The sequence below is a fragment of the Amycolatopsis sp. WAC 04169 genome, assembly GCF_003947535.1.
Classification (GTDB): domain Bacteria; phylum Actinomycetota; class Actinomycetes; order Mycobacteriales; family Pseudonocardiaceae; genus Amycolatopsis; species Amycolatopsis keratiniphila.
The window spans coordinates 34,144-55,583 of record NZ_QHJI01000010.1; the positions used below are offsets into that span (position 1 = coordinate 34,144).

The following is a 21,440-nucleotide window of genomic DNA, read 5'->3' on the forward strand; positions in this document are numbered from 1 at the left end:
GTGGCGTCCTCACGCTTCCGTTTCGGAGGCGAGGCTCTCGAGCTCGCCCAAGATGAGTTCTTCGACCGTCCCGGCCAGCCCCGCGACGGTGCGCGCGGTCAGGACGTCGGCCGGGGTCAGCCGGACGGCGAACAAGGCGCCCGCCTTGGCCGCGATGTGCAGGCTCCGCAGCGAATCCCCGCCGAGGGCGAAGAAGTTGTCCTCGGCGCCGACCCGCTCCACGCCGAGTACTTCGGCCCAGATCGCGGCCAGCGCCTGTTCGGTTTCGGTTTCCGGCTCGACGTACCCCGTCTCCGGCGCGGCGGGCGCTGGCAAGGCCTTGCGGTCGAGCTTTCCGTTGGCGCTGACCGGGATCCGGTCCAGCGCGACGAACGCCGACGGCACCAGATAGTCCGGCAGCCGATCGGCCAGGAAGTCCCGGAGTGTGTCCTGCCCGGCTTCCGACACGACGTAGGCGACGAGTTGCTTGGCACCGGGCTGGTCCTCGCGAACGACGACGGCCGCCTGCGCCACGGCGGGATGCCGGGCCAGCACTGCCTCGACCTCACCCGGCTCGACCCGGAACCCGCGCAGCTTCACCTGATCGTCCGCCCGCCCGAGGAATTCGAGGGTGCCCGCTCGGGTCCGGCGGACGACGTCGCCGGTGCGGTACATCCGTTGCCCGCCCGGGGCCGCGAGGAACCGGTCGGCGGTCAGCCCCGGCCGGTCGCGGTAGCCGCGAGCGAGACCCGAGCCGGCGAGGTACAGCTCGCCCGGCATTCCCGGCGGCACCGGGCGCAGCTCCTGATCCAGCACGCGGGCGACCATCCCGTCCAGCGGTGTGCCGATCGGGACCCGGTCGGGAACCGTCTCGTCCATCGGATGGGCGGTGGCGAACGTCGTCGTCTCGGTGGGGCCGTAGCCGTCCACGACGCGCAGCGCCTGGCAGGCACCCAGCACTCGCCGCACCGCCTCGGCGGGCACGACGTCGCCGCCGGTCCACACCTCCCGCAGTCCGGCGAAGCAGTCCGGGCTTTCCTGCGCCAGCACGCGGAACAGGCCCGCCGTGACCCACATCCCGGTCAGCCCGTGCTCGCGGATCAAGGTCCGCAGCCGGTGCGCGTCGAGGCCGCCGTCCGGGGCCGTGACGACGCGGCCGCCGGTGAGCAGCGGCACCCACAGTTCGTAGGTGGTCGCGTCGAAGGCCGCCGGGGAATGCAGCAGCACCCGTTCGTGTGCACCGCCGCTGAACCGGCTGTCCCCGGCCAAGGCCGCGACGTCACGGTGCCGCACGGCGACGCCCTTCGGCGTGCCGGTGGACCCCGAGGTGTACATGACGTACGCCAGCCGGCCGGGATCGACGACGACGGCGGGATCACCGTCCGGCTCGCCGTCCACTGAGGACAGCCGGATGGCATCTGGGTAGTCCGTGTCGGACACGACGAACCGCACACCTTCGAGCAGTACCTGCCGCCGTTCCGCCGGGGCGCGGGTGTCGATCGGCAGATACGCGCCACCCGCCTTGACCACGGCCAGTTCCGCCACCACGGTGCCCGCCCTGCTCGTGGCGAGGCCGACCGGTTCCTCCGGGCGCAAGCCGAGCCCGATCAGGCGGTTGGCCAGCCGGTTCGCCCGCCGGTTCAGCTCGGCGTACGTGACCGGTTCGCCGTCGAGGACGGCAGCCACCGCGTCGGGCCGGGTGCGGACCTGCTCGGCGAAGAGGTCCGGCAGCGACCGGGCGGGGGCCGCCGTGCCGGTTTCCGTCCATCGCGCCAGGAGCAGTTCGTCCTCCGTGGTCAGCATCGACACGTCGGTGATCGCCCGAGCGCCGTCCACCGTCAGTTCCCGGAGCAGGGTGAGCAGGTGACCGGCCAGCCGGCTCACCGTTTCGGCGTCGAATAAGGCCGGGTCGTAGCCCAGGTCGACGTTCAGCTCACGACCGGGCGACGCGACGACCGTCAGCGGGAAGTTCGTCGTCTCTCGTGCCGACAGATCGCGCACGGTCAGGCCGTGCCCGGCCTCGGCGCCGGTGATCGGATAGTTCTCGAACACCACCAGGCTCTCGCAGAGGTTCACTCCCCCGGGCAGCTCCGCCCAGCCTTGGACCAGCGCGAGCGGAAGATGTCCGTGACGGCGCGCCTCGGCCTGCCCCGCCTGAAGATCCGCGAGCCACTCGGCGACACGGGCACCACGGTCGATCCCGACCCTGACCGGCAGCGTGTTGATGAAGATGCCGGTGATCGCGTCCACACCGGTCACCTCGGGCGGGCGGCCGGACACGGTGGACCCGAACACGACGTCGTCGTGGCCGCTGTAAGCCGACAGCAGCAAGGCCCAGGCCCCTTGCAGGACCGCGTTGTGCGTGAGGCCGTGGCGTTTGACGAACCCGTCGAGCCCGCTCGTCGCCGCCTCGTCGAGGCGCACAGGCAGCCACTCGGACGAACAGGCGACATGCCCGGCCGCGGGCGCCCGATCGCCGGGAACGGGTGTCGGCCCGTCGATCCCGGAAAGCGTGCGACGCCAGAAGCGTTCGGCGTCGGTCCGGTCGAGGCCGCCCAGCCACGCGAGGTAGTCCCGGAACGGCGGCCTCGTGGGCCGCGTCTGCCCGGCGTAGGCGCCACAGACGTCGGACAGGACGTGGAAGACGCTCCAGCCGTCGAGCAGTGCGTGGTGGAACGTCCACAGCACCTGGACCTCGGTCTCCGACAACCGCACGAGCGCCACGCGCATCAGCGGCGCCTCCGCGAGGTCGAGCCCTTGTTCGCGGTCCTCGGCCAGGAGCCGCTGGAGATCGTGACCGGTCCCGTCCAGCACGCGGATCGGCAGCCGTACCTCGCGGTGTACCACCTGCAGCGGCTCCTCGACGCCGGTCCACACGAACGCCGTCCGCAGGATCGGCGTACGGTCCACGACCCGCTGCCACGCCGTGGCGAGCCGGTCGAGGTCGGTGACACCTTCGAGGACGAATGTCGCCTGCTCGACGTACATGCCTTGCGCCGTCTGGGAAAGGCCGTGGAACAGCATCCCGCCCTGCATGGGCGTCACCGGGTAGACGTCCTCGACCGTCCGGCCGTCGCCGACCAATTTGTCCACTGTGGACTGGTCGAGGGTGGCGAGCGGGAAGTCCGACGGCGTGCGGCCGCCGGCTTCCGGTGCGGCGCAGTGCGCGATGATCTCACGCAGCGCGGCCAGCATCCGCTCCGCGAGTTCTTCGACGGTGCGGCGATCGTGCCGGGTCTCCACGTGCGCCCAGGTCAGCTCCAGTTTCCCGGCAACGACACGGCCGACGATGTCGAGCGTGTGGCCCGCGGGCGCGGCCGGGTCGACGTCGGCGTCGAGCGCGCCGGTCCGGAACGCGCCCGCCTCGGCGTCGTCGAACCGGCCGAGGTAGTTGAAGCCGATCCGGGGATCGATGGCCGGCGCGGTACCGGTGAGATAGCGCAGGGCGCCGTACCCGATGCCCCGCCGCGGCACCGCCCGTAGCTGTTCCTTCACCGCTTTGAGCGCGGCGCCCCAGTCGTCCGGGACGTCGAGCGCCACGGGGAACATGCTGGTGAACCAGCCGACCGTGCGGGACAGGTCGACGTCGTCGAACAGGTCTTCGCGCCCGTGTCCCTCCAGGTCGATCACCGGGGTCTGTCCTGTCCAGTCCCGCAGCACCCGGCCCAGCGCGGCGAGCAGCACGTCGTTGACCTGCGTGCGATAGACCTCGGGAACATCCTGGAGCAGCGCCCTGGTCTCCTCGGCGGTGAGCCGGACCGCCACCTCGCCGGTGTCGGCGATCGTGGCCGGTACCGCCTCGGCCGGCGGCGCCGGGATCCCGCGCCAGTAAGCCAGTTCGTCGTCGAAACCGCCGGACTCGGCGTGCTCGGCCAGCCGCCTGGCCCACTCCAGGTACGACGTCGTCTTCGGCCCGAGTTCGCCGCCGCGGTAGGCGGCTTCCAGGTCCTCCAGCAGGATCCGCCAGGAGACGCCGTCGACGACGAGATGGTGCGCGGCCAGGGTCAGCCGCCGCCCGTCGAGCACCGCGGCCAGCAACGGCCCGCGTCCGAGGTCGAAGGCGATCTCGTCGGTGAGCAGCTCAGCCGGCCACACCGGTTCGCCGTGCTGGACGCCGTCGCGTGCGAATCGCAGCCGCAGCCCGTCGTGCTGAGCCCACACGGCTTCCAGCGCACGGCGCAGCGCGGCCTCGTCCACCTCTTCGGTGAATTCCAGCACCACTCGCTGGTCGAACCGGTCCGGCAGGCCGTCGAAGTACCAGTGCTGGATCGGGGTGAGCGGCGCCGTCCCGGTGACCGGCCCCTGTTCGGCGCGCGGCCCGGCGTCGCCACCGGCGTGGGCGGCCAGCGCGGCGAGGGTCGGATGCCGGAAGACGTCGTGAGGCAGCAAGGTCAGCCCAGCGCGGCGGGCGCGTGACACGACCTGGATGCTGAGGATCGAGTCGCCGCCCAGTTCGAAGAAGTTGGCCTCGGCGCCGACGTCCGCGACGCCGAGCACGTCGGACCAGATCGCGGAGAGCGCGCGTTCGGCCTCGGTCGTGGGCGCGGTCCCGGCCGACTTGCCGCCGAAGTCCGGCGCGGGCAGGGCGCGGCGGTCGACCTTCCCGTTGGCGGTCAACGGGAAACGGTCGAGCCGGACGAACACCGAGGGCACCATGTAGTCGGGCAGGGTGCGCCCGAGGAACTCGGCGAGGCCGTCCGCGTCGCCGGTGTGGTAGGCGACGAGGCGTTTGACGCCGTGGTCTTCCCTGGTCAGGACCGAGGCCTGGCCGACGTCCGGATGCGCGGTCAGCGCGGCCTCGATCTCCGCCGGTTCGATCCGGAAACCGCGGACCTTGACCTGCTCGTCGGCACGCCCGGTGTACTCCAGTTCCCCGCGCGGGTTCCAGCGGACGAGGTCGCCGGTGCGGTACATCCGCTCCCCCGGCGGGCCGAACGGGTCGGGCACGAACCGGTCGGCCGTCAGCGCCGGATCACCGAAGTACCCGCGGGCGAGTCCGGCGCCGGCGATGTACAGCTCACCGGGCACGCCCTGTGGCACGAGCCGCAGTTCGGCGTCGAGGACGTAGGTCCGCATGTTGTCGAGCGGTTTCCCGATCGGGACGGGACCGGTGACGTCGTCCGGAATCGGATGCGAGGTGGCGAAGGTCGTCGTCTCGGTCGGACCGTAGCCGTCGACGACGACCGTGCCCGGGCACGCCTCCCGCACCCGCCGGACCGCGGCGGCCGGGACGACGTCGCCGCCCGCCCACACCTCGCGCATCCCGCGGAAGGTCTCCGGGGCTTCCTGGGCGAGCAGCCGGAACAACCCGGCGGTGAAGAACGCCCCGTGGACCTCGTACTCGGCGATGACCCGCCGGAGGGTGTCCACGTCGAGGTCTCCCGGAGGGGCCACGACGACGGTGCCGCCGTTGAGCAGCGGGACCCACAGCTCGTAGGTGGAGGCGTCGAAGGCGGGCGAAGCGTGCAGCAGCACCCGCTCGTGCGCGGCGAAGCGCCGGTCGGCGGCGAGCGCGACGACGTCACGCTGGCGTACGGCCACGCCCTTCGGCCTGCCCGTCGAACCGGACGTGTACATCACGTAAGCGAGGTTGTCCGGCGCCGCCTCGGGCAGCGCCACGTCCGCCGTCCGGCCGTCGGGGACGACGATCTGTCCACTGTGGACCAACGACTCGGCGCGGGCCCGGTCGGTGACGAGGATCGGCACACCGTCCAGCAGTGTCTTCAACCGCGGCGCGGGAGCCCTCGTGTCGAGCGGGAGATACGCCGCGCCCGCCTTGACCACGGCGAGTTCGGCGACGACCAGGTCCGGGGAACGGTCCATGAGCACGCCGACGACGGTTTCGGGACCGGCGCCGAGCGACACCAGCCGCCGGGCGAGCCGGTCCGCGCGCTCGTCCAGGTCCGCGTACGTCAGGCGCACGCCGTCGCCGACGAGGGCGATCGCGCCGGGAGCGCGCGCGACCTGCCGTCCGAAGAGCTCGGCGAGACTTCCTGCCGGAAGCGGATGCGCCGTGTCGTTCCAGTCGCCGAGGATCTGGAGCCGTTCGGCGTCGGTGAGCAGGTCGATGCTGTCGAGCGGACGGTTCAGGTCCTCGGCGAAGGCGTCGAGCACGCCCACGAGCTGGTCCGTGATCCGCTCGGCCGTCGCGGCGTCGAACAGATCGGGGTCGTAGCCGACGTCGAGGCTCAGCCGTTCCCCCGGCGACGCGACGACGCTGATCGGGTAGTTCGTCGTCTCGGCGGCATCGACGTCGCGCAACCGCAGCCCGTCCCGCGTCGCCGAATCGATCGGGTAGTTCTCGAAGACGACGATGCTGTCGAAAAGGCTGCCGTCGGCACCACTCCACGCCTGCAACTTCGTCAACGGCAGATGCCCGTACCTGCGGGACTGCACCTGGCGGTCCTGCAACGCCGCCAGCCATCGCGCGACCGGCGACCGATCGGTGGTGACGCGGACCGGGAGCGTGTTGATGAAGATCCCGGTGATGTCGTCGGCGCCGGTCAGGTCGACCGGGCGACCGGAAACGGTGGTGCCGAAACAGACGTCGAGTTCCCCGGTGAGCCGGGACAGCACCAGCGCCCAGGCGCCCTGCAGGACGGTGTTCATCGTGAGCCCCGCCGTGCGCGCGGCTTTCGCGAGCCGCGCTGAGCTTTCGACCGGGACCCGCAGCCACTCGGCCGACCTGCTCGTGTGGTCTTGCGCCGTGAGCCGGCCGCGTGCGGTGAAGTCGCCGAGTTCGCGACGCCAGTGGCGTTCCGCCTCGGTGTCGTCCTGACGGTCCAGCCAGGCGACGTAATCCCGGAACGGCGGCCGCTCCGGTAGTTCGGCCCCGGAGTAGGCGGCGAACACATCGGACAGCACCCCGAAGACGCTCCAGCCGTCGAGCAGAACATGGTGGAACGTCCACAGCACCCGGACTTCCGTGTCCGAAAGCCGTGCCAGGGTCAGCCGCAGCAGGACTTCGCCGTCCAGATCCAGCCCTTCGGCACGGTCCGCGGCCAGAACCTCCTGCCAGAACCGCTCCTGCCCCGCGGCGGAGTGGGCGCGCCAGTCGAGCCGGTTGACCGGGACGGTCACCCGTCGCCGCACCACCTGTACCGGTTCCGGCACGCCCTCCCAGGCGATCCTCGTACGCAGCACGGGGGTGCGGTCGACGACGTGCTGCCAGGCTTCGGCCAGCGCGTCGACGTCCTCGACACCTTCGACAACGAAACCGACCTGCTGGAAGTAGAGCCGCTCGTCCGGCTGTGACAACGAGTGGAACACCATCCCCGCCTGCATCGGCGTGAGCGGGTAGAGATCTTCCACCGCCTTGCCGTCCCCGACGAGGGCGTCCACTGTGGATTGGTCGAGCGCGAGCAGCGGGAAGTCGGACGGGGTGCGCCCACCGGCCTCCGGTTCGGCGCAGTGCGCGATGATCTCCCGCAGGGCCGTCAGCATCGCCTCGGCGAGCCTGTCCACTGTGGACTCATGGTGGACACCCTCGGTGTAGTACCAGGTCAGTTCGAGTTCGCCGGACTCGACGCGGCCGACGACGTCGAGCAGATGCGCTCGCGCCGAAAGCTCGCTCTCGTCCGATTCCAGCCTGCCCGAGGTGAAGCGGCCGAGGTAGTTGAAACTCACTGCCGGGTCGATCGACGGCGCGGTCCCCGCCAGGTGACGCAGGGCGCCGTAGCCGATCCCGCGCCGGGGCACGGCCCGGAGCTGCTCCTTCACCGACTTCAGTGCCGTACCCCAGCCTTCGGGGACGTCGAGCGCGACCGGGAAGACGCTGGTGAACCAGCCCACCGTGCGAGACAGGTCGACGTCGTCGAACAGATCTTCGCGCCCGTGTCCTTCGAGGTCGATGACCGGGACCTTGCCCGTCCAGTCCCGCAGCACCCGGCCCAGCGCGGTGAGCAGCACGTCGTTGACCTGCGTGCGATAGGCGGCGGGTACTTCCCGCAGCAGCGCCTCGGTCTCCGCTTCGGGAAGCCGCACGGTGACCTCGCGCATCGCGGCGACCGTGGCCTCACCCTCGCCGTCGACCGGGATCGAGGTGTCCGCCGGCAGGCCGTGCCAGTGGTCGAGTTCGTCGTCGAATCCGCCGTCGGCGGTGTGCTCGGCGAGCCTGATCGCCCACTCCCGGAAGGAGGTGGTGCGCGGCCCGAGGTCGATCGCCTCGCCCCGCAGCGCCTGGGCGTAACCGCGGTCGAAGTCCTCGGCGAGCACCCGCCACGACACACCGTCGACGACGAGGTGGTGCACGGCGAGGGTGACGCCATGCTCGGAGAGGTCGAGGCGGATCAGCGGTGTCTCGGCGCCGACAGGACCGTTCTCCTGCTTCCAGCCGTCCTCGTGGGTGAACCGCATCCGCAGCGCGTCGTGGTGCTCCAGCAACGCGTCCACGGCCTTGCGTGCCGCGGCTCGGTCGATCCGCTCAGGTCCTAACCGGACGAACTGGTGGAAGTGCTCCGGATCAGCCGTCTGGGTCGCGAAGAACCACCGCTGGATCGGGGTGAGCGGCACCTCGCCGCTGACCGGGCCGCGACGGACGGTTTCGGCGGCGCTGCGTGCCGCAGCGGCGAGTGCCGCCGGGGTCCGATGGGCGAACAGGTCGCCGGGCAGCAGTTCCAGCCCGGCACGCCGGGCCTTCGACACCACCTGGATGCTGAGGATCGAATCGCCGCCCAGTTCGAAGAAGTCGTCGGTCGCCCCGACCCGTTCGACACCCAGCACCTCGGCCCAGATCCCGGCGAGCACGAGCTCGCGATCAGTGCGCGGCGCGACGTGGTCACGGGCCCCGAAGTCCGGGGCGGGCAGGGCGGCGCGGTCGAGCTTCCCGTTGACATTGACCGGGAATTTCGCCAACCGGACGAACGCCGCCGGGACCATGTAGTCCGGCAGGGTCCGCCCCAGGAACTCCCCAAGCCCTTCGGTCTCGCCGACGACGTAAGCGACCAGCCGTTTCACCCCGCCGTCCGCGCGGGCCAGCACGGCGGCCTGCTCGACGCCGGGGTGCTCACCCAACGCGGCCTCGATCTCGCTCGGTTCCACGCGGAAACCGCGGATCTTGACCTGCTCGTCCACCCGGCCGACGAATTCGAGTGCCTCCTCGTCGTTCCAGCGCACCACGTCACCGGTGCGGTACATCCGCTCCCCCGGCGGGCCGAACGGATCCGCGACGAACCGGTCCGCGGTCAGCCCAGGCCGTCCGAGATAGCCACGCGCAAGCCCTGCCCCGGCGAGATGCAGCTCGCCGGGCGCACCCGGCGGCACCAGGCGCAAGCCGTCGTCGAGGACGTAAGCACGGGTGTTGTCCAGCGGTGCCCCGATCGGCACGACGTCGGGTACCTCGCCCGGCAGCGGGTGCACGGTGGCGAAGGTCGTGGTCTCGGTGGGGCCGTAGACGTCGGCGACCAGGGTCCGCGGACACGCGGCCCGGACCCGGCGCAGCGCGACGGCGGGGACGGCGTCGCCGCCCGTCCAGACCTCCCGCACGCCGGCGAACGTCTCCGGGGCCTCCTGCGCGACGAGCCGGAACAGCCCGGTCGTCATGAAGACTCCCGTCACGGCGTGCGCGGCGATCACCCGGCCGAGCGTGTGGACGTCGAGCTCCCCCGGCGGGGCCAGGACGACCGTGCCCCCGTTCAGCAACGGCACCCACAGCTCGTACGTGGACGCGTCGAAGGCCTGCGGTGAATGCAACAGCACCCGGTCGTGGGCCGCGAAGCGCTGGTCGGCCGCCAGGGCGAGGACGTCGCGATGCCGGGCGGCGACACCCTTCGGTTTGCCGGTCGAGCCGGAGGTGTAGATGACGTAGGCGAGTTGCTCGGGGTCGACCGGCACCACGGGCGCGGCTTCGGGGGCGTCACCCGAGTCCGTGACGATCGCGCCGTCGTGGATCTCCTCGGCGGTGGACAGCCAAACCTCATCGGTGACGAGGACGTCCGCCTCGGCTTCGCTCAGGAGCAATCGCAACCGCTCGGTGGGCGCGCGCAGGTCCAAAGGCAGGTAAGCGCCGCCTGCCTTCAGGATCGCGAGTTCGGCCACAACGAGGGCGGGTGACCGGTCCATCAGGAGCGCGACCCGGTTTTCGGGGCGGACGCCGAGCTCGCGCAGCCGGTTCGCCAAACGGTTCGCCCGGACGTCGAGTTCGCCGTAGGTGACGGTTTCCTCATCGGTCACCAGTGCGACCCCGTCGGGATTCCGGCGTGCGCGAGCCTCGAACCGTTCCGGCACCGATCCTTCCGGTATGCGCCGGACGGTGGCGCTGCGCTCGCGGAGCAGGTGCCGGATCTCCGGCTCCGACAGCATCGGTACCCGTGTCACGGGCTCGTACGGTGTGTCCGCGAAGCCACGGATCAGCGTTTCGAGGTGCCCGGCGAGCCGCCGGGCCAGATCCGGTCCGATCAGGTCGGGGTCGTGGGTCAGCATCAGCGACAGCCGGCGGCCCGGGTACGCGACGACGCCGAGCGGGTAGTTGGTGCGTTCGGCCGCGCGGACGTCCCGCACCCCGGCGACGTCCCCCACCGGGTAGTTCTCGAACACGATGATGCTGTCGAAGAGGCTGCCGCCGGTGTCGCTCCAGGACTGCAACCGAGGCAGGCCGACATGGCCGAACCGCCGCGATTCCGCCTGTGCCGCTTGCAGTTCCCGGAGCCAGTCGACGAGGCCGCGCCCGGCGTCGAGCCGGACCCGCACCGGCAGGGTGTTGATGAACAAGCCCGGGATGTCGTCCGCTCCCGGCAGCTCGACCGGCCTTCCCGACACCGTCGCGCCGAAACACACCTCGGATTCGCCGCTGTAGCGGGACAGCAGCGCCGCCCAGGCGCCCTGGACGATCGTGTTGAGCGTCAGGTGGTGCCGTCGCGCGAACGCGTTGATCCGGGCGGTCGTGGCGTCGTCGAAGTCCACCGGCACCCGGGCGGACGAACTGGCGGCGTGCGCGCGGGCGCCGCGATCGCCGGGCAGCGGAGTCGGCGTCACCCCGGCGAGTTCGGCCCGCCAGTGGGCTTCGGCGGCTTCGTCGTCCTGGGCGGCGAGCCATCCGGCGTAGTCGCGGAACGGGCGCCGCACCGGCGGTTCTTCACCGCGCAGCACGGCGAGGACGTCGGACAGGACACTGAACACGCTCCAGCCGTCCAGCAGCACGTGATGGAACGTCCAGATCACCCGGACCGAGGTCGCCGACTCCTTGGCGACGACCAGCCGCGTCAGCGGGGCACGGGTCAGGTCGAGCCCTTCGGCGAGGTCTTCGGCCAACCTCCGCCGCAACGCCTCCTCGGCGTCCACTGTGGACCAGTCCGGGCAGCTGACCGGGATCTCCGCCGAACGCCGCACGATCTGCAGCGGACGCGGTACCCCTTCCCAGACGAGCCGGCTCCGCAGGATCGGGGTCCGCTCGACCACCCGTTGCCAGGCCGCGACGAGCGCACGGGGATCGGGAACGTCGTCGACGGTGAAGGTGATCTGTTCGAAGTAGTTGCGATCGCCGGGCCGGGCCAGGCTGTGGAACAGCATGCCCGCCTGCATCGGCGTCAGCGGGTACACGTCCTCCACGTCCCGGCCGTCGCCGGCCAGCTCGTCCACAGTGGACTGATCGAGCCCCGCCAGCGGGAAGTCCGACGGCGTCCGCCCGCCCGCGCCGGGTTCGGCGCAGTGCCCGAGGAGTCCACGCAGGTTCTCCAGCATGCCTTCGGCCAACCGGGTCACGGTGACCTCTTCGTGCACGCCTTCCGCGTAGTGCCAGGTGAACTCCAGCGTGTCGCCGGTGACCTGGCCGACCACGTCGAGCAGATGGGGGCGGACGCCGCCGGGGTCGGCGGCCAAGGACAGTTCGCCGGGCGAGCCGGTGTAGAGCTCACCGGTCAGCTCGAACTGCCCGAGGTAGTTGAAGCTGATCTGGGGGTCGATGGCGGGCACGGTGCCGGAGAGATAGCGCAGCGCGCCGTAACCGATGCCGCGTCGCGGGACCGCGCGCAGCCGCTCCTTCACGGCCTTGAGCGCGGGGCCCCATTCGTCCGGAGCGTCCAGCGCGACCGGGAACAGGCTGGTGAACCAGCCCACCGTGCGCGACAGGTCCACGCCGTCGAACAGTTCCTCCCGGCCGTGGCCCTCCAGGTCGATCACCGGGACCCGGCCGGTCCAATCCCGCAGTGTCCGGCCGAGCGCGGTGAGCAGCACGTCGTTGACCTGCGTCCGGTAGACCTCGGGCACCTGCCGCAGGAGTGACCGCGTCTCCCCGGCGGTCAGCCGCACGGTCACCGCGCGGGTCCGGCCCACCGTGTTCGTGCCGATCCCGTCGACCGGGATCGGCGCGACCTCGGGGATCGCACGCCAATGCTCCAGTTCGTCGTCGAATCCGCCCTGTTCCGTATAGGTGGAAAGGCGTGTCGCCCACTCCTGGAACGAAGTGGTCCTCGGCCCGAGATCGGCCTTCCGGTAGGCCTGGTCGAGGTCGTCGAGCAGGATCCGCCAGGACACGCCGTCGACGGCGAGATGGTGTGCGGACAGATGCAGCACGCGCCGTTCCGGAGGACCGGACAACTTCCAGCGCAGCAGCGAATGTCCGTCCTCGACACCGGCGATGCGCAGTCGCCACCGGTCTCCGTCGTGGGTGAAGGTCGTGCGCAACGCGTCGTGGTGCTCGATCACCGCGTCGACGGCGAGCACGAGCGCGGCCTCGTCGGTGCCGTTCGCCAGTTCGACCGCGATGACCTGGTCGAACCGGGCGGGTTCGGAGATCGTGTCGAAGAACCAGCGCTGGATCGGGGTCGGCACGACGTCGCCGGTGACGGGCCCCTGGTCCGTGGCCGTGGCGACCTCGGTCAAGGCCGGGGCGAGGGCGGCGATGGTCTGATGCCGGAACAGGTCCGCGGTCGTGATGGCCAGCCCCCTCTTCCTGGCCCGCGCGCTGACCTGGATGCCGAGGATCGAGTCGCCGCCGAGGGCGAAGAAGTTGTCCTCGACACCGACCCGGTCGAGCCCCAGGACGTCGGCCCAGATCCCCGCGAGCACGGCTTCCCGCTCGGTCCTCGGCGCCGTCCCCCCGCTCGCGGCGGGCTCGAAGGCCGGCTCCGGCAGCGCCCGCCGGTCGACCTTCCCGTTGCTGTTGAGGGGAAGTGCGTCGAGGACGACGAACGCCGACGGCACGAGATAGTCCGGCAGGGTCCGGCCCAGGGCATCGCGCAGCGTCTCGGTGTCCACTGTGGAGCCTTCCGTGGCCACGACGTAGGCGACCAGGTGCTTGCGGCCGGACCCGGTGCGCGCCGTGACCACCGCCTCCGCGACCTCGGGCCGGGCGGTGAGGGCACGCTCCACCTCGCCGGGTTCGACCCGGAAGCCGCGGATCTTGAGCTGGTCGTCGGCCCGGCCGGCGAACTCGAGGGTCCCGTCGGTACGCCATCGCCCGCGGTCGCCGGTGCGGTACATGCGTTCGCCGGGCGCACCGTACGGGCAGGCGACGAACCGATCGGCCGTCGCGCCCGGCCGTCCGGCGTACCCGCGGGCGAGCCCCGGGCCGGCGACGCAGATTTCGCCGAGCGCGCCGCGCGGGACCGGCCGCAGTCCGTCGTCGAGCACGTAGACGCGCATCCCGGTCAGCGGGGTCCCGATCGGGATGGTTTCGGGGACCGCGTCCGCGGACGTCATGCGGAACGAGCTCGCGAACGTGGTGGTCTCGGTCGGTCCGTAGCCGTCGACGACCGCCACACCGGGACAACCGTCCAGCACGCGGCGCACGGCTTCGGGCGGGACGACGTCGCCGCCGGTCCAGACCTCCCGCAGGCCGCGGAAGCACTCGGGCGTGTCACCGGCGAAGAGCCGGAAAAGACCGGCGGTGAGCCAGAGGGCGGTGACACCGTGCCGCGCGGTCAGGTCGCGGACGACCTCCGCGTCGACGTCCCCCGGCGGCGCGACGACCACGGTGCCGCCGTTCAGGAGCGGAACCCACAGCTCGTAGGTGGAGGCGTCGAACGCCAGAGGCGAGTGCAGCAGCACGCGCTCGTGCGCGCCGCCGGTGAACCGGGGATCCGTGGCCAGCGCGACCACGTCGGAGTGCCGGACCGCAACGCCCTTCGGTACGCCGGTGGAGCCGGAGGTGTATTCGACATAGGCCAGGTTCGCGGGTTCGACCGTCACCGTGGCCGCGTCCCCGGTGGCGGGCAGCGTCAGTATCCGTCCGCTGTGGACGGTGGCGGCGGTTCCGTGCCACGTCTCGTCGGTGAGCAGAAGCGCTGTGCCGTCGAGGAGAAGGCGCAGGCGGTCGGCCGGGGCACGCAGGTCCAGCGGCAGGTAGGCGGCACCGGCCTTGAGGATCGCCAGCAGCGCCACCACCAGGTCGGCCGAGCGGTCCATCAGCACGCCGACCCGGTCTTCCGGGCGCACGCCGAGTTCGATCAGCCGCCCCGCCAGCCGGTCGGCCTCGGCACGCAGCTCGCCGTAGTCGAGGCGGTCGTCACCGAAGAGCACCGCGGGGGCCTGCGGATGCCGCTCGGCGTGCTGGTCGAACAGGCGCGTGATGGTCGTCGACGGCGCGGGGTCCGGCGACGCAAGGAGTCGGCGGTCGGTCTCGGTGAGCAGCGGAAGCTCGCCCACCGGACGGCCGGGATCGGCGGCGATCCCGGCGAGGAGGGCTTCCAGGCTCGTGGTCAGCCGCTCGATCGTCGCGCCGTCGAACAGCGCGGTGGCGTACTCGACGGTGATCCGCAGGCCGTCTTCCCTCGGCCAGAACTCGACGACCAGGTCGAACCGGGCCGACGGCCGGGGCAGGTCGTACTCCGAAACCCACAGGCCGGCGATTTCACGAGGGCGGACCAGCGGGCTCTGCAGGACGACCACCGCCTGCACCAGCGGCGTCCGCGACGGATCGCGCTCCGGCTGTACCGCCTCGACGACGCGGTCGAAGGGGACATCGGCGTGCGCGAACGCCTCCAGCGCCGTCTCCCGGAACCCGGCCAGGAATTCCGGGAAAGGTCGGGCGCGATCGATATGGGAGCGCAGTACGAGGGTGTTCACGAAGAACCCCGTCAGCGGCTCCCATTCGGGCCGGTCGCGCCCGGAGACCGCGGTGCCGACGGCGATGTCACGCTGACCTCCGTAGGCCGACAGGAGGAGTTGCACGGCCGCGGTCAGGGTCATGAACAACGTCGCCCCGTGCGGACGTCCCGCCTCGGTGAGGCCGCGGACGAGGTCCGAGGGCAGATCGTGGCGGTGCACCGCGCCGGCCGTACCGCGCTGGGCGGGCCTCGGGCGGTCGGTGGGGAAAGCGAGCGGTTCGAGTCCGTCGAGCGCTGCACGCCAGTAGCCGAGTTGAGCGTCGTCGTCGGTCTGAAGGCGCCAGTGCGTGTAATCGCGATAGCCCGACTCCAGCGGCGGCGGGGTGGCCCCGGCGTAGAAGTCCAGCAACTCACCGGTCAGGATGCCGATCGACCGGCCGTCGGTGACGATGTGGTGCTGGCACAGGACGAGCAGATGCTCCTCCGGCCCCTGGCGATAGAGCGTGGCCCTCGTCAGGGGGCCGCCGCGCAGGTCGAACGGGACGCTCAGGTCCGCCGCCAGCGTGGCGTCGTCCGCGGCGGTTTCCTCGACGCGCAGCGGTATCCCGGCCGTGTCGGCGATGCGCTGGGCACCCTCGTCGAAGGTCGTGCGCAGGGACTCGTGACGAGCGCAGAGCGCGGCCAGCGCACCGCGCAGGGCGCCGACGTCCAGCGGTCCGGAAAGCCGGAGACCGACCGCGGTGTTGTACTCCGCGCTGTCCCCGGTCAGCTCGTCGAGGAACCATAGGCGCCGCTGGGCGGGCGAGAGCGGTATCACCCGCGACGGTGGTGCGGCCGGGATCGCGTCGTTCCCGGCGGGCTGCGCCTCGTCGACCAGCCGCGCCAGTCCGCTCACGGTGGGCGCGTCGAAGACGGCGCGAGCCGACAAGGTCACGCCGAAGGTCCGGCGCAGCCGCGACAACGCCTGCACCGCGAGGAGCGAATCGCCGCCCAGAGCGAAGAAATCGTCATCGCTCGCGACGTGGTCCATTCCGAGCACGCCCGCCAGCACGTCGGCGACGGCACGTTCCGTTTCCGAGCGCGGCTCGGTTTCCGTCCGGCTCTCTTCCGGGGGCGCGGGCAGGGCGCGGCGATCGACCTTCCCATTGGCGTTGAGGGGAAGCGCGTCGAGGACGACGAACACCGACGGCACCATGTAGTCCGGCAACACCGCCGCTGCGGATTCCGCCAGTTCGCCGAGCGCCTCGCCCGGCCGGGGCACGACGTAGGCCACCAACCGCTTGACGCCCGCCTTTCTCTCGCGGGCGACGACCACGACCTCGCCCACACCCGGCGCGGCGGCCAGCACCGATTCGATCTCGCCGAGCTCGACGCGGAAACCGCGGACCTTGACCTGGTCGTCGGCCCGGCCGAGGAATTCCAGTTCGCCGTCGTCGTTGAACCGCACCAGATCGCCGGTCCGGTACATCCGGCCGCCGGGTACTGCGGGATCGGCCACGAAGCGGTCCGCGGTCGCGCCCGGTCTGCCCCAGTACCCACGGGCCAACCCCGCTCCGGACAGGTGCAACTCACCCGCCTGCCCGGCCGGGACGGCGTTCAAGGCCTCGTCGAGGACGTGGGCGCGGACTCCGTCCAAGGGGCGGCCGATCGGCACGGGGTCCGGCACACTGTCCTTTGTGGACATCAGACGCGAGGTGGCGAAGGTGGTGGTTTCGGTGGGGCCGTAGCCGTCGGTCACGGTGAGCCCGGGGCAGGCGTCCAGCACCCGGCGGACGGCGGCCGCCGGGACCACGTCTCCGCCCGTCCACACCTCTTCCACGCCAAGGAAACAGTCCGGTGCCTCCTGTGCCACCACGCGGAACAGCCCGGCGGTCAACCAGAGCGAGGTGACCTCGTACCGGCCGACGATCTCGCGCAGCATCTCCACGTCCGGCTCGCCCGGCGGCGCGATCACCACCGTCCCGCCGCCGAGCAGCGGCACCCACAGCTCGTAGGTCGACGCGTCGAAGGCGGCCGGGGAATGCAGCAGGACCCGGCGGTGCGCGCCACCCGCGAACCGGCTGTCGGCCGCCAGCGCCGCGACATCCCGATGCCGGACCGCCACTCCCTTCGGCGTCCCGGTCGACCCTGACGTGTGCATGAGATACGCCAGCTGATCCGCGTCGACACGCGGAAGCACCACGTCCGGCGGCGCGAGTGGCCGTCCCGCGACGACGATTCGTCCACTGTGGATTCGCGCGGCCCGCTCCGGCTCGTCCGTGATCAGCACCGAGACGCCCGCTGTGGCCAGTACGAGCCGTGAGCGATCGTCGGGGGCGCGCCGGTCGAGCGGCACGTAGACCCCGCCCGCCAGCACGATCGCCAGTTCGGCGACGACGAGTTCGGCGGACCTTTCGAGCAGCAGCCCGACCCTGTCCTCGGCACGCACTCCGAGCCGGACCAGCCGGGCGGCGAGGCGGGCGGCCCGGTCGGCGAGTCCGGCGTAGGTCAGCCGTCCACCGTGGCCGTCCACGGCGACCGCGTCCGGGGTGGAGCGCACCCGCGCGGCGAACAGTTCCGGCAGGGCGACGGCTCTTTCGGCTCGGGGGGCGGCCGTCGTGTCGAGCACGGTCATCTTTTCGGTACCTTCCAGGCACAACAAGCGAACCCACCGAGGTGGGCCAGGGGGACGGGGAGGGAGAAGGCGGCTCAGTGACGCCGCGCGAGACGGCCGCCGATTTCGATCGCGGTCGCCTCACCGGGCGTTCCGCGCAGCCGGCCGCACGGTGTCGGGCGCCCGGTGACGGGGTCGCGCACCGTGAACGAGGCGTCGTCGTGGAGGGTGAGTTCGGGGAAGACCTCGCCGTCGGCGACCAGTTCGGCTCCGCCGTGTTCGCCGGGGCGGATCGTGTAGTCGAGGGCACCGTTGCGGTAGGTGCCGAAGTCACCGGCCGCGATCGGGACCGGGCCGGCCGGTGCGGACGGCCGCCGCTGCGGAAGCGCGATGCCGAGCGCGCGGAGTTCGGCGACGAGGTCGTGCCACATGTCCGTACCCGCGGCACCGTTCGCGGTGAAGGCCACGACGCAGGCACCCGCCTGATCGATCCGCAACTGGCAGGAGGTGCCGTCGGCGGTGCCGTCGTGACCGAGCCAGACTTCGTCGTCGTCCTCGTAGTGCGCGATGCCCAGGCCCCAGCCGTCGGCCAGACCGTACGGCTCGGCATCGGGCACCCGGCGGTGCATGTCCGCGGCGGTCACGACGTCGAGCAATCCCGGCTTTCCCAAATGGACCCGGCCGAGTTCGACGAGGTCCGCGGCGCTCAACGCCAGCGCACCGGCGGGTTCGAGCATCGGCGGCAGGGCCTGCTCGACCGGACGGGCACCGGCCGGGCCCGTGGCGCGTCCGTGCCCGGGAACGGTTCTCGGACTTTCGGTGTAGGCGGGCTCGATCTTCAATGGCCGCAGGAGTATCGCCTCGACGGCTTCACGCCAGGTCATCCCGGTGACCGCTTCGATCAGCGAGCCCGCCAAGGCGTAGCCCAGATTCGAATACGAGAACGCGGTGCCGGGCGGGCAGACGGAAACCGCCGCGCGGATCTCACGCAGGCACGCGCCGGTGACGTCGGCCGGATCGGAGGGCAGGCCGCTGGTGTGGCTCAGCAGATGTCGTGGTGTCACTCCCTCCGCGAGACCGGGGTCGCCCAGTATCTCGCCGACCGGCTGGTCCAGTTCGAGATCGTCGTCCGCGACCAGTGCCATCACGACCGTGGCGGTGGCCACTTTCGTGACGGATCCGATCGGTACGGCGGACGACGGGCTCATCGGTCTCCTTCTGTCCTGGTGCTCGACACCGGTCTGGACCACTGTCGTCACGCCGCCGTCGAGTACCGCGAGCTGTGCTCCCGGAACGCCGTGCCTGCCGGCCAAACCGGCCAGTACCTCTTGGAGCCGTCGCTTCGCCACCGGATTCCGTCCTGTGTGGCCGTACTGTTCCGACGCAGACCGCATGACCTATTCCTCCCCTACCACCAGAAAACCGCGATTTGATTGCCGCGTTCCGTACCGCGTCACATTCCTTGTTCCCCCACCCGTGGAACCGGAAGTCCGCATCGGGCCGGAACATCACGCTGCCCGGACGGTGAGATCGTCTGTACCGCCGATGGTGGGAACAACGATTCGACCGAAAAGCGCCCGGCGCTACACAGGGTGGCGATACCTGGCATTCATTTTATTGAACCGGTGTCAATCCGCCGCACATCCTGGAATTTCATCCGGCGGCAAACCGGAAGAAGGCATGGACGGGCCAACACATCCACCAGCGGAAGGATGCGTTAACAAAAAATGGAGTCCACTGTTCCGACCGCCGAGCTTGGCCCCCGGCGGGACAATCGCAGGCATCCTCCTCTCGTCGCTTTTTCCAGTTCAGCCGCCTTTTTCGCATATGAAACACCCGAGGCGGCGCCTGCTGGTTCCCCACAAGCCATCCGTTCAAACGCGGAAATGCGATAAAGCGGCCTCGAAGATCATTTCCCCCGCGCCGGCGACACCGCCAACAGCGAAAACAAGAAGGTGATCTTGCCGAATGGGATTCCCACCATGTGATGAGCACGGCCATGCGCACGTGCACCGTATCGTGCATCCTCGCGAAGCGGGCTCACAACGGCGTTTTCGATCATCACCGGCACCCGGAAAACGAAGATTCACCCGGTTGCCTGTAACGGTTCCGGCCTTGTCGCCGACGCGACGATCGTCGGTTGCCCAGGTGACTCGTTGCCGGTAAACGGGGTCAGCGGGTGCGTGCCACCCCGGCGAGGCCGCGCGAGCGGGCGGCGTCCTTACCGGCTCCGGGGGTGTCGGGGCGCCATTGCGGCAGCCACACCAGGCCGGGCTCGACCAATTCCAGGTCTCCGAAGAACTCGGCGATCTGCTCACGCGAGCGCATGATCGCGGTGTGATTGGTCCGGCGCCCGTACTCCCGCGCCACTTTCTCACCGGCGCTCTTCGTCTCGACATCCTCCGGCGCGACATGAATATGCGAGACCGCGAGGAAACTGCCCGGTGGCAGCATCGTGCGATGGAAACCGAGCGCGGCGTGCGGATCCTGCTCGTCGGGCATGAAATGCAGCAAGGCCACCAGCAGCAGCCCGATCGGCTGGGTCCGGTCGATCAGGCCCGTGTCGAGCACGCGGTCCCACAGCAGACGCCGGTCGAAGAAATCGGCATCCAGCGCCGCGTGCCGGTTCGGGTCCGCGGTCTGCTCGAGCAGGATCTGCGCATGCGCTCGGGCGATCGGTTCGTTGTCGATGTAGACCACCCGGCATTCACCCGGTGCCACCTCGTCGGCGACCTCGTGCACGTTGCCCTGTGTCGGCAGCCCGGAGCCGATGTCCACGAACTGCCGGATCCCTTGCCCGACCATGAAACGGACGGCACGGCCCAGGAAGGCCCGGTTCGCGCGGGCGAAGTCCCGGATCTCCGGCAGCACCGCGAGCTGCTGTTCGGCGAAGGCCTGATCGACGGCGTAGTTGTGCGTCCCGCCGAGCAGATAGTCGTACACCCGGCCCACCGAGACCTTGTCCACCGAGGTGGCCACACGGGCGGCGTCATCCATGCTCATCGTGTTCCCCAAGAGTCTTCAGCGAGTACCGGCACACTACCGGTCCCGGGAACGACGCGAGGCCCGGATCGACGGCCTAAGGTTTCGAAGGTGAGCACTGTTCCGGCACAACCTCCACTGACGCGCGATTCCGACGTCCCGATGTACGTGGTCGAGACGTACGGCGACCCGGCCACGCCGGACTCACGCGACACCGTCGGCGGGTGGCCGATTCTCCCCGCCGGGGAGCCTTGGCCACTGTGTTTCTGCGGCGAAAGGATGATCCTGTTCTTTCAATTCGACATCCCCGCGGACATCGCCGTGTTCGGCGGAGATCATCTCCTGGTCTTCCAGTGCCCGACGCACAACGACGCGGTCGTCGCCCAAGGTGCGCCGGAGCAGCTGCCGCCGGGATTCTGGGACACGCCACCGCCGCTGTACACGGCACCCGGCGCGTTCTGGAGAATCATGCTGCACCGAGACGACACCAGCCCGGCCGCGAATCCGGACGAGTACCTCCGGCCACGACGGCTGGACCTCCGGCCCGCGGCCGAGCACGTCACCATCTGGTGGCCCGGTGACGTGCTCTCGGACGGTCAGGACCTGGACTCGGCGTTCAACGCCCACGGCATCGGTCTACGGGAGTTCAAAATCGGCGGGGTGCCGAGCTGGATCCAGGGGCGCGAGTTCTACACCTGTCCCTGCGGCAACGACCTCGTCTATCTATGCCAGCTCCCCACGGACACCGGGTTCGACAAACACCACGATCGACCCGAACAGCTCGACACCTTCCGCTTCGGCCAGTACGGCCTCTTTCTCGGCAACGAGACCTACGTGCTGGCTTGCCCGGCACACTGCCACCCCGCCGCGGCCTGGCCGGTCAATCAAAACTGACCACTCGAAAC

General features: G+C 70.7%; 4 protein-coding genes. 1 reads left to right on the top strand and 3 read right to left on the bottom strand.

From position 1 onward, the window contains the following. Positions 1-9 precede the first annotated feature (9 nt). From DMC61_RS27655 to DMC61_RS27665, 3 genes are all read right to left on the bottom strand, one after another. Positions 10-17,574: a non-ribosomal peptide synthetase gene (locus DMC61_RS27655; protein ID WP_125692512.1), complete on the bottom strand. Its 17,565-nt coding sequence runs from the start codon at positions 17,572-17,574 to the stop codon at positions 10-12. A gap of 74 nt (positions 17,575-17,648) precedes the next feature. Then, positions 17,649-18,947 carry a serine hydrolase gene (locus tag DMC61_RS27660; protein WP_233594969.1) on the bottom strand — a complete coding sequence of 433 codons (1,299 nt, stop codon included), beginning with the start codon at positions 18,945-18,947 and terminating at the stop codon, positions 17,649-17,651. Positions 18,948-19,725: 778 nt separating this feature from the next. Next, the gene (locus DMC61_RS27665; RefSeq protein ID WP_125693093.1) at positions 19,726-20,550 is read right to left on the bottom strand and encodes an SAM-dependent methyltransferase; all 825 of its coding nucleotides are present in this window, start codon (positions 20,548-20,550) and stop codon (positions 19,726-19,728) included. A gap of 96 nt (positions 20,551-20,646) precedes the next feature. Here DMC61_RS27665 and DMC61_RS27670 point away from each other — a divergent pair, with 96 nt between their 5' ends. Next, on the top strand, positions 20,647-21,429 hold the full coding sequence (locus tag DMC61_RS27670) for a hypothetical protein (protein WP_233594970.1): 783 nt from the start codon (positions 20,647-20,649) through the stop codon (positions 21,427-21,429). Positions 21,430-21,440: the final 11 nt, after the last annotated feature.

What these genes read in the sequence shown, in the direction of transcription:
- DMC61_RS27655 (WP_125692512.1), bottom strand. Translation starts at nt 17,574, where the DNA reads ATGACCGTGCTCGACACGACGGCCGCCCCCCGAGCCGAAAGAGCCGTC.
- DMC61_RS27660 (WP_233594969.1), bottom strand. Translation starts at nt 18,947, where the DNA reads ATGCGGTCTGCGTCGGAACAGTACGGCCACACAGGACGGAATCCGGTG.
- DMC61_RS27665 (WP_125693093.1), bottom strand. Translation starts at nt 20,550, where the DNA reads ATGGATGACGCCGCCCGTGTGGCCACCTCGGTGGACAAGGTCTCGGTG.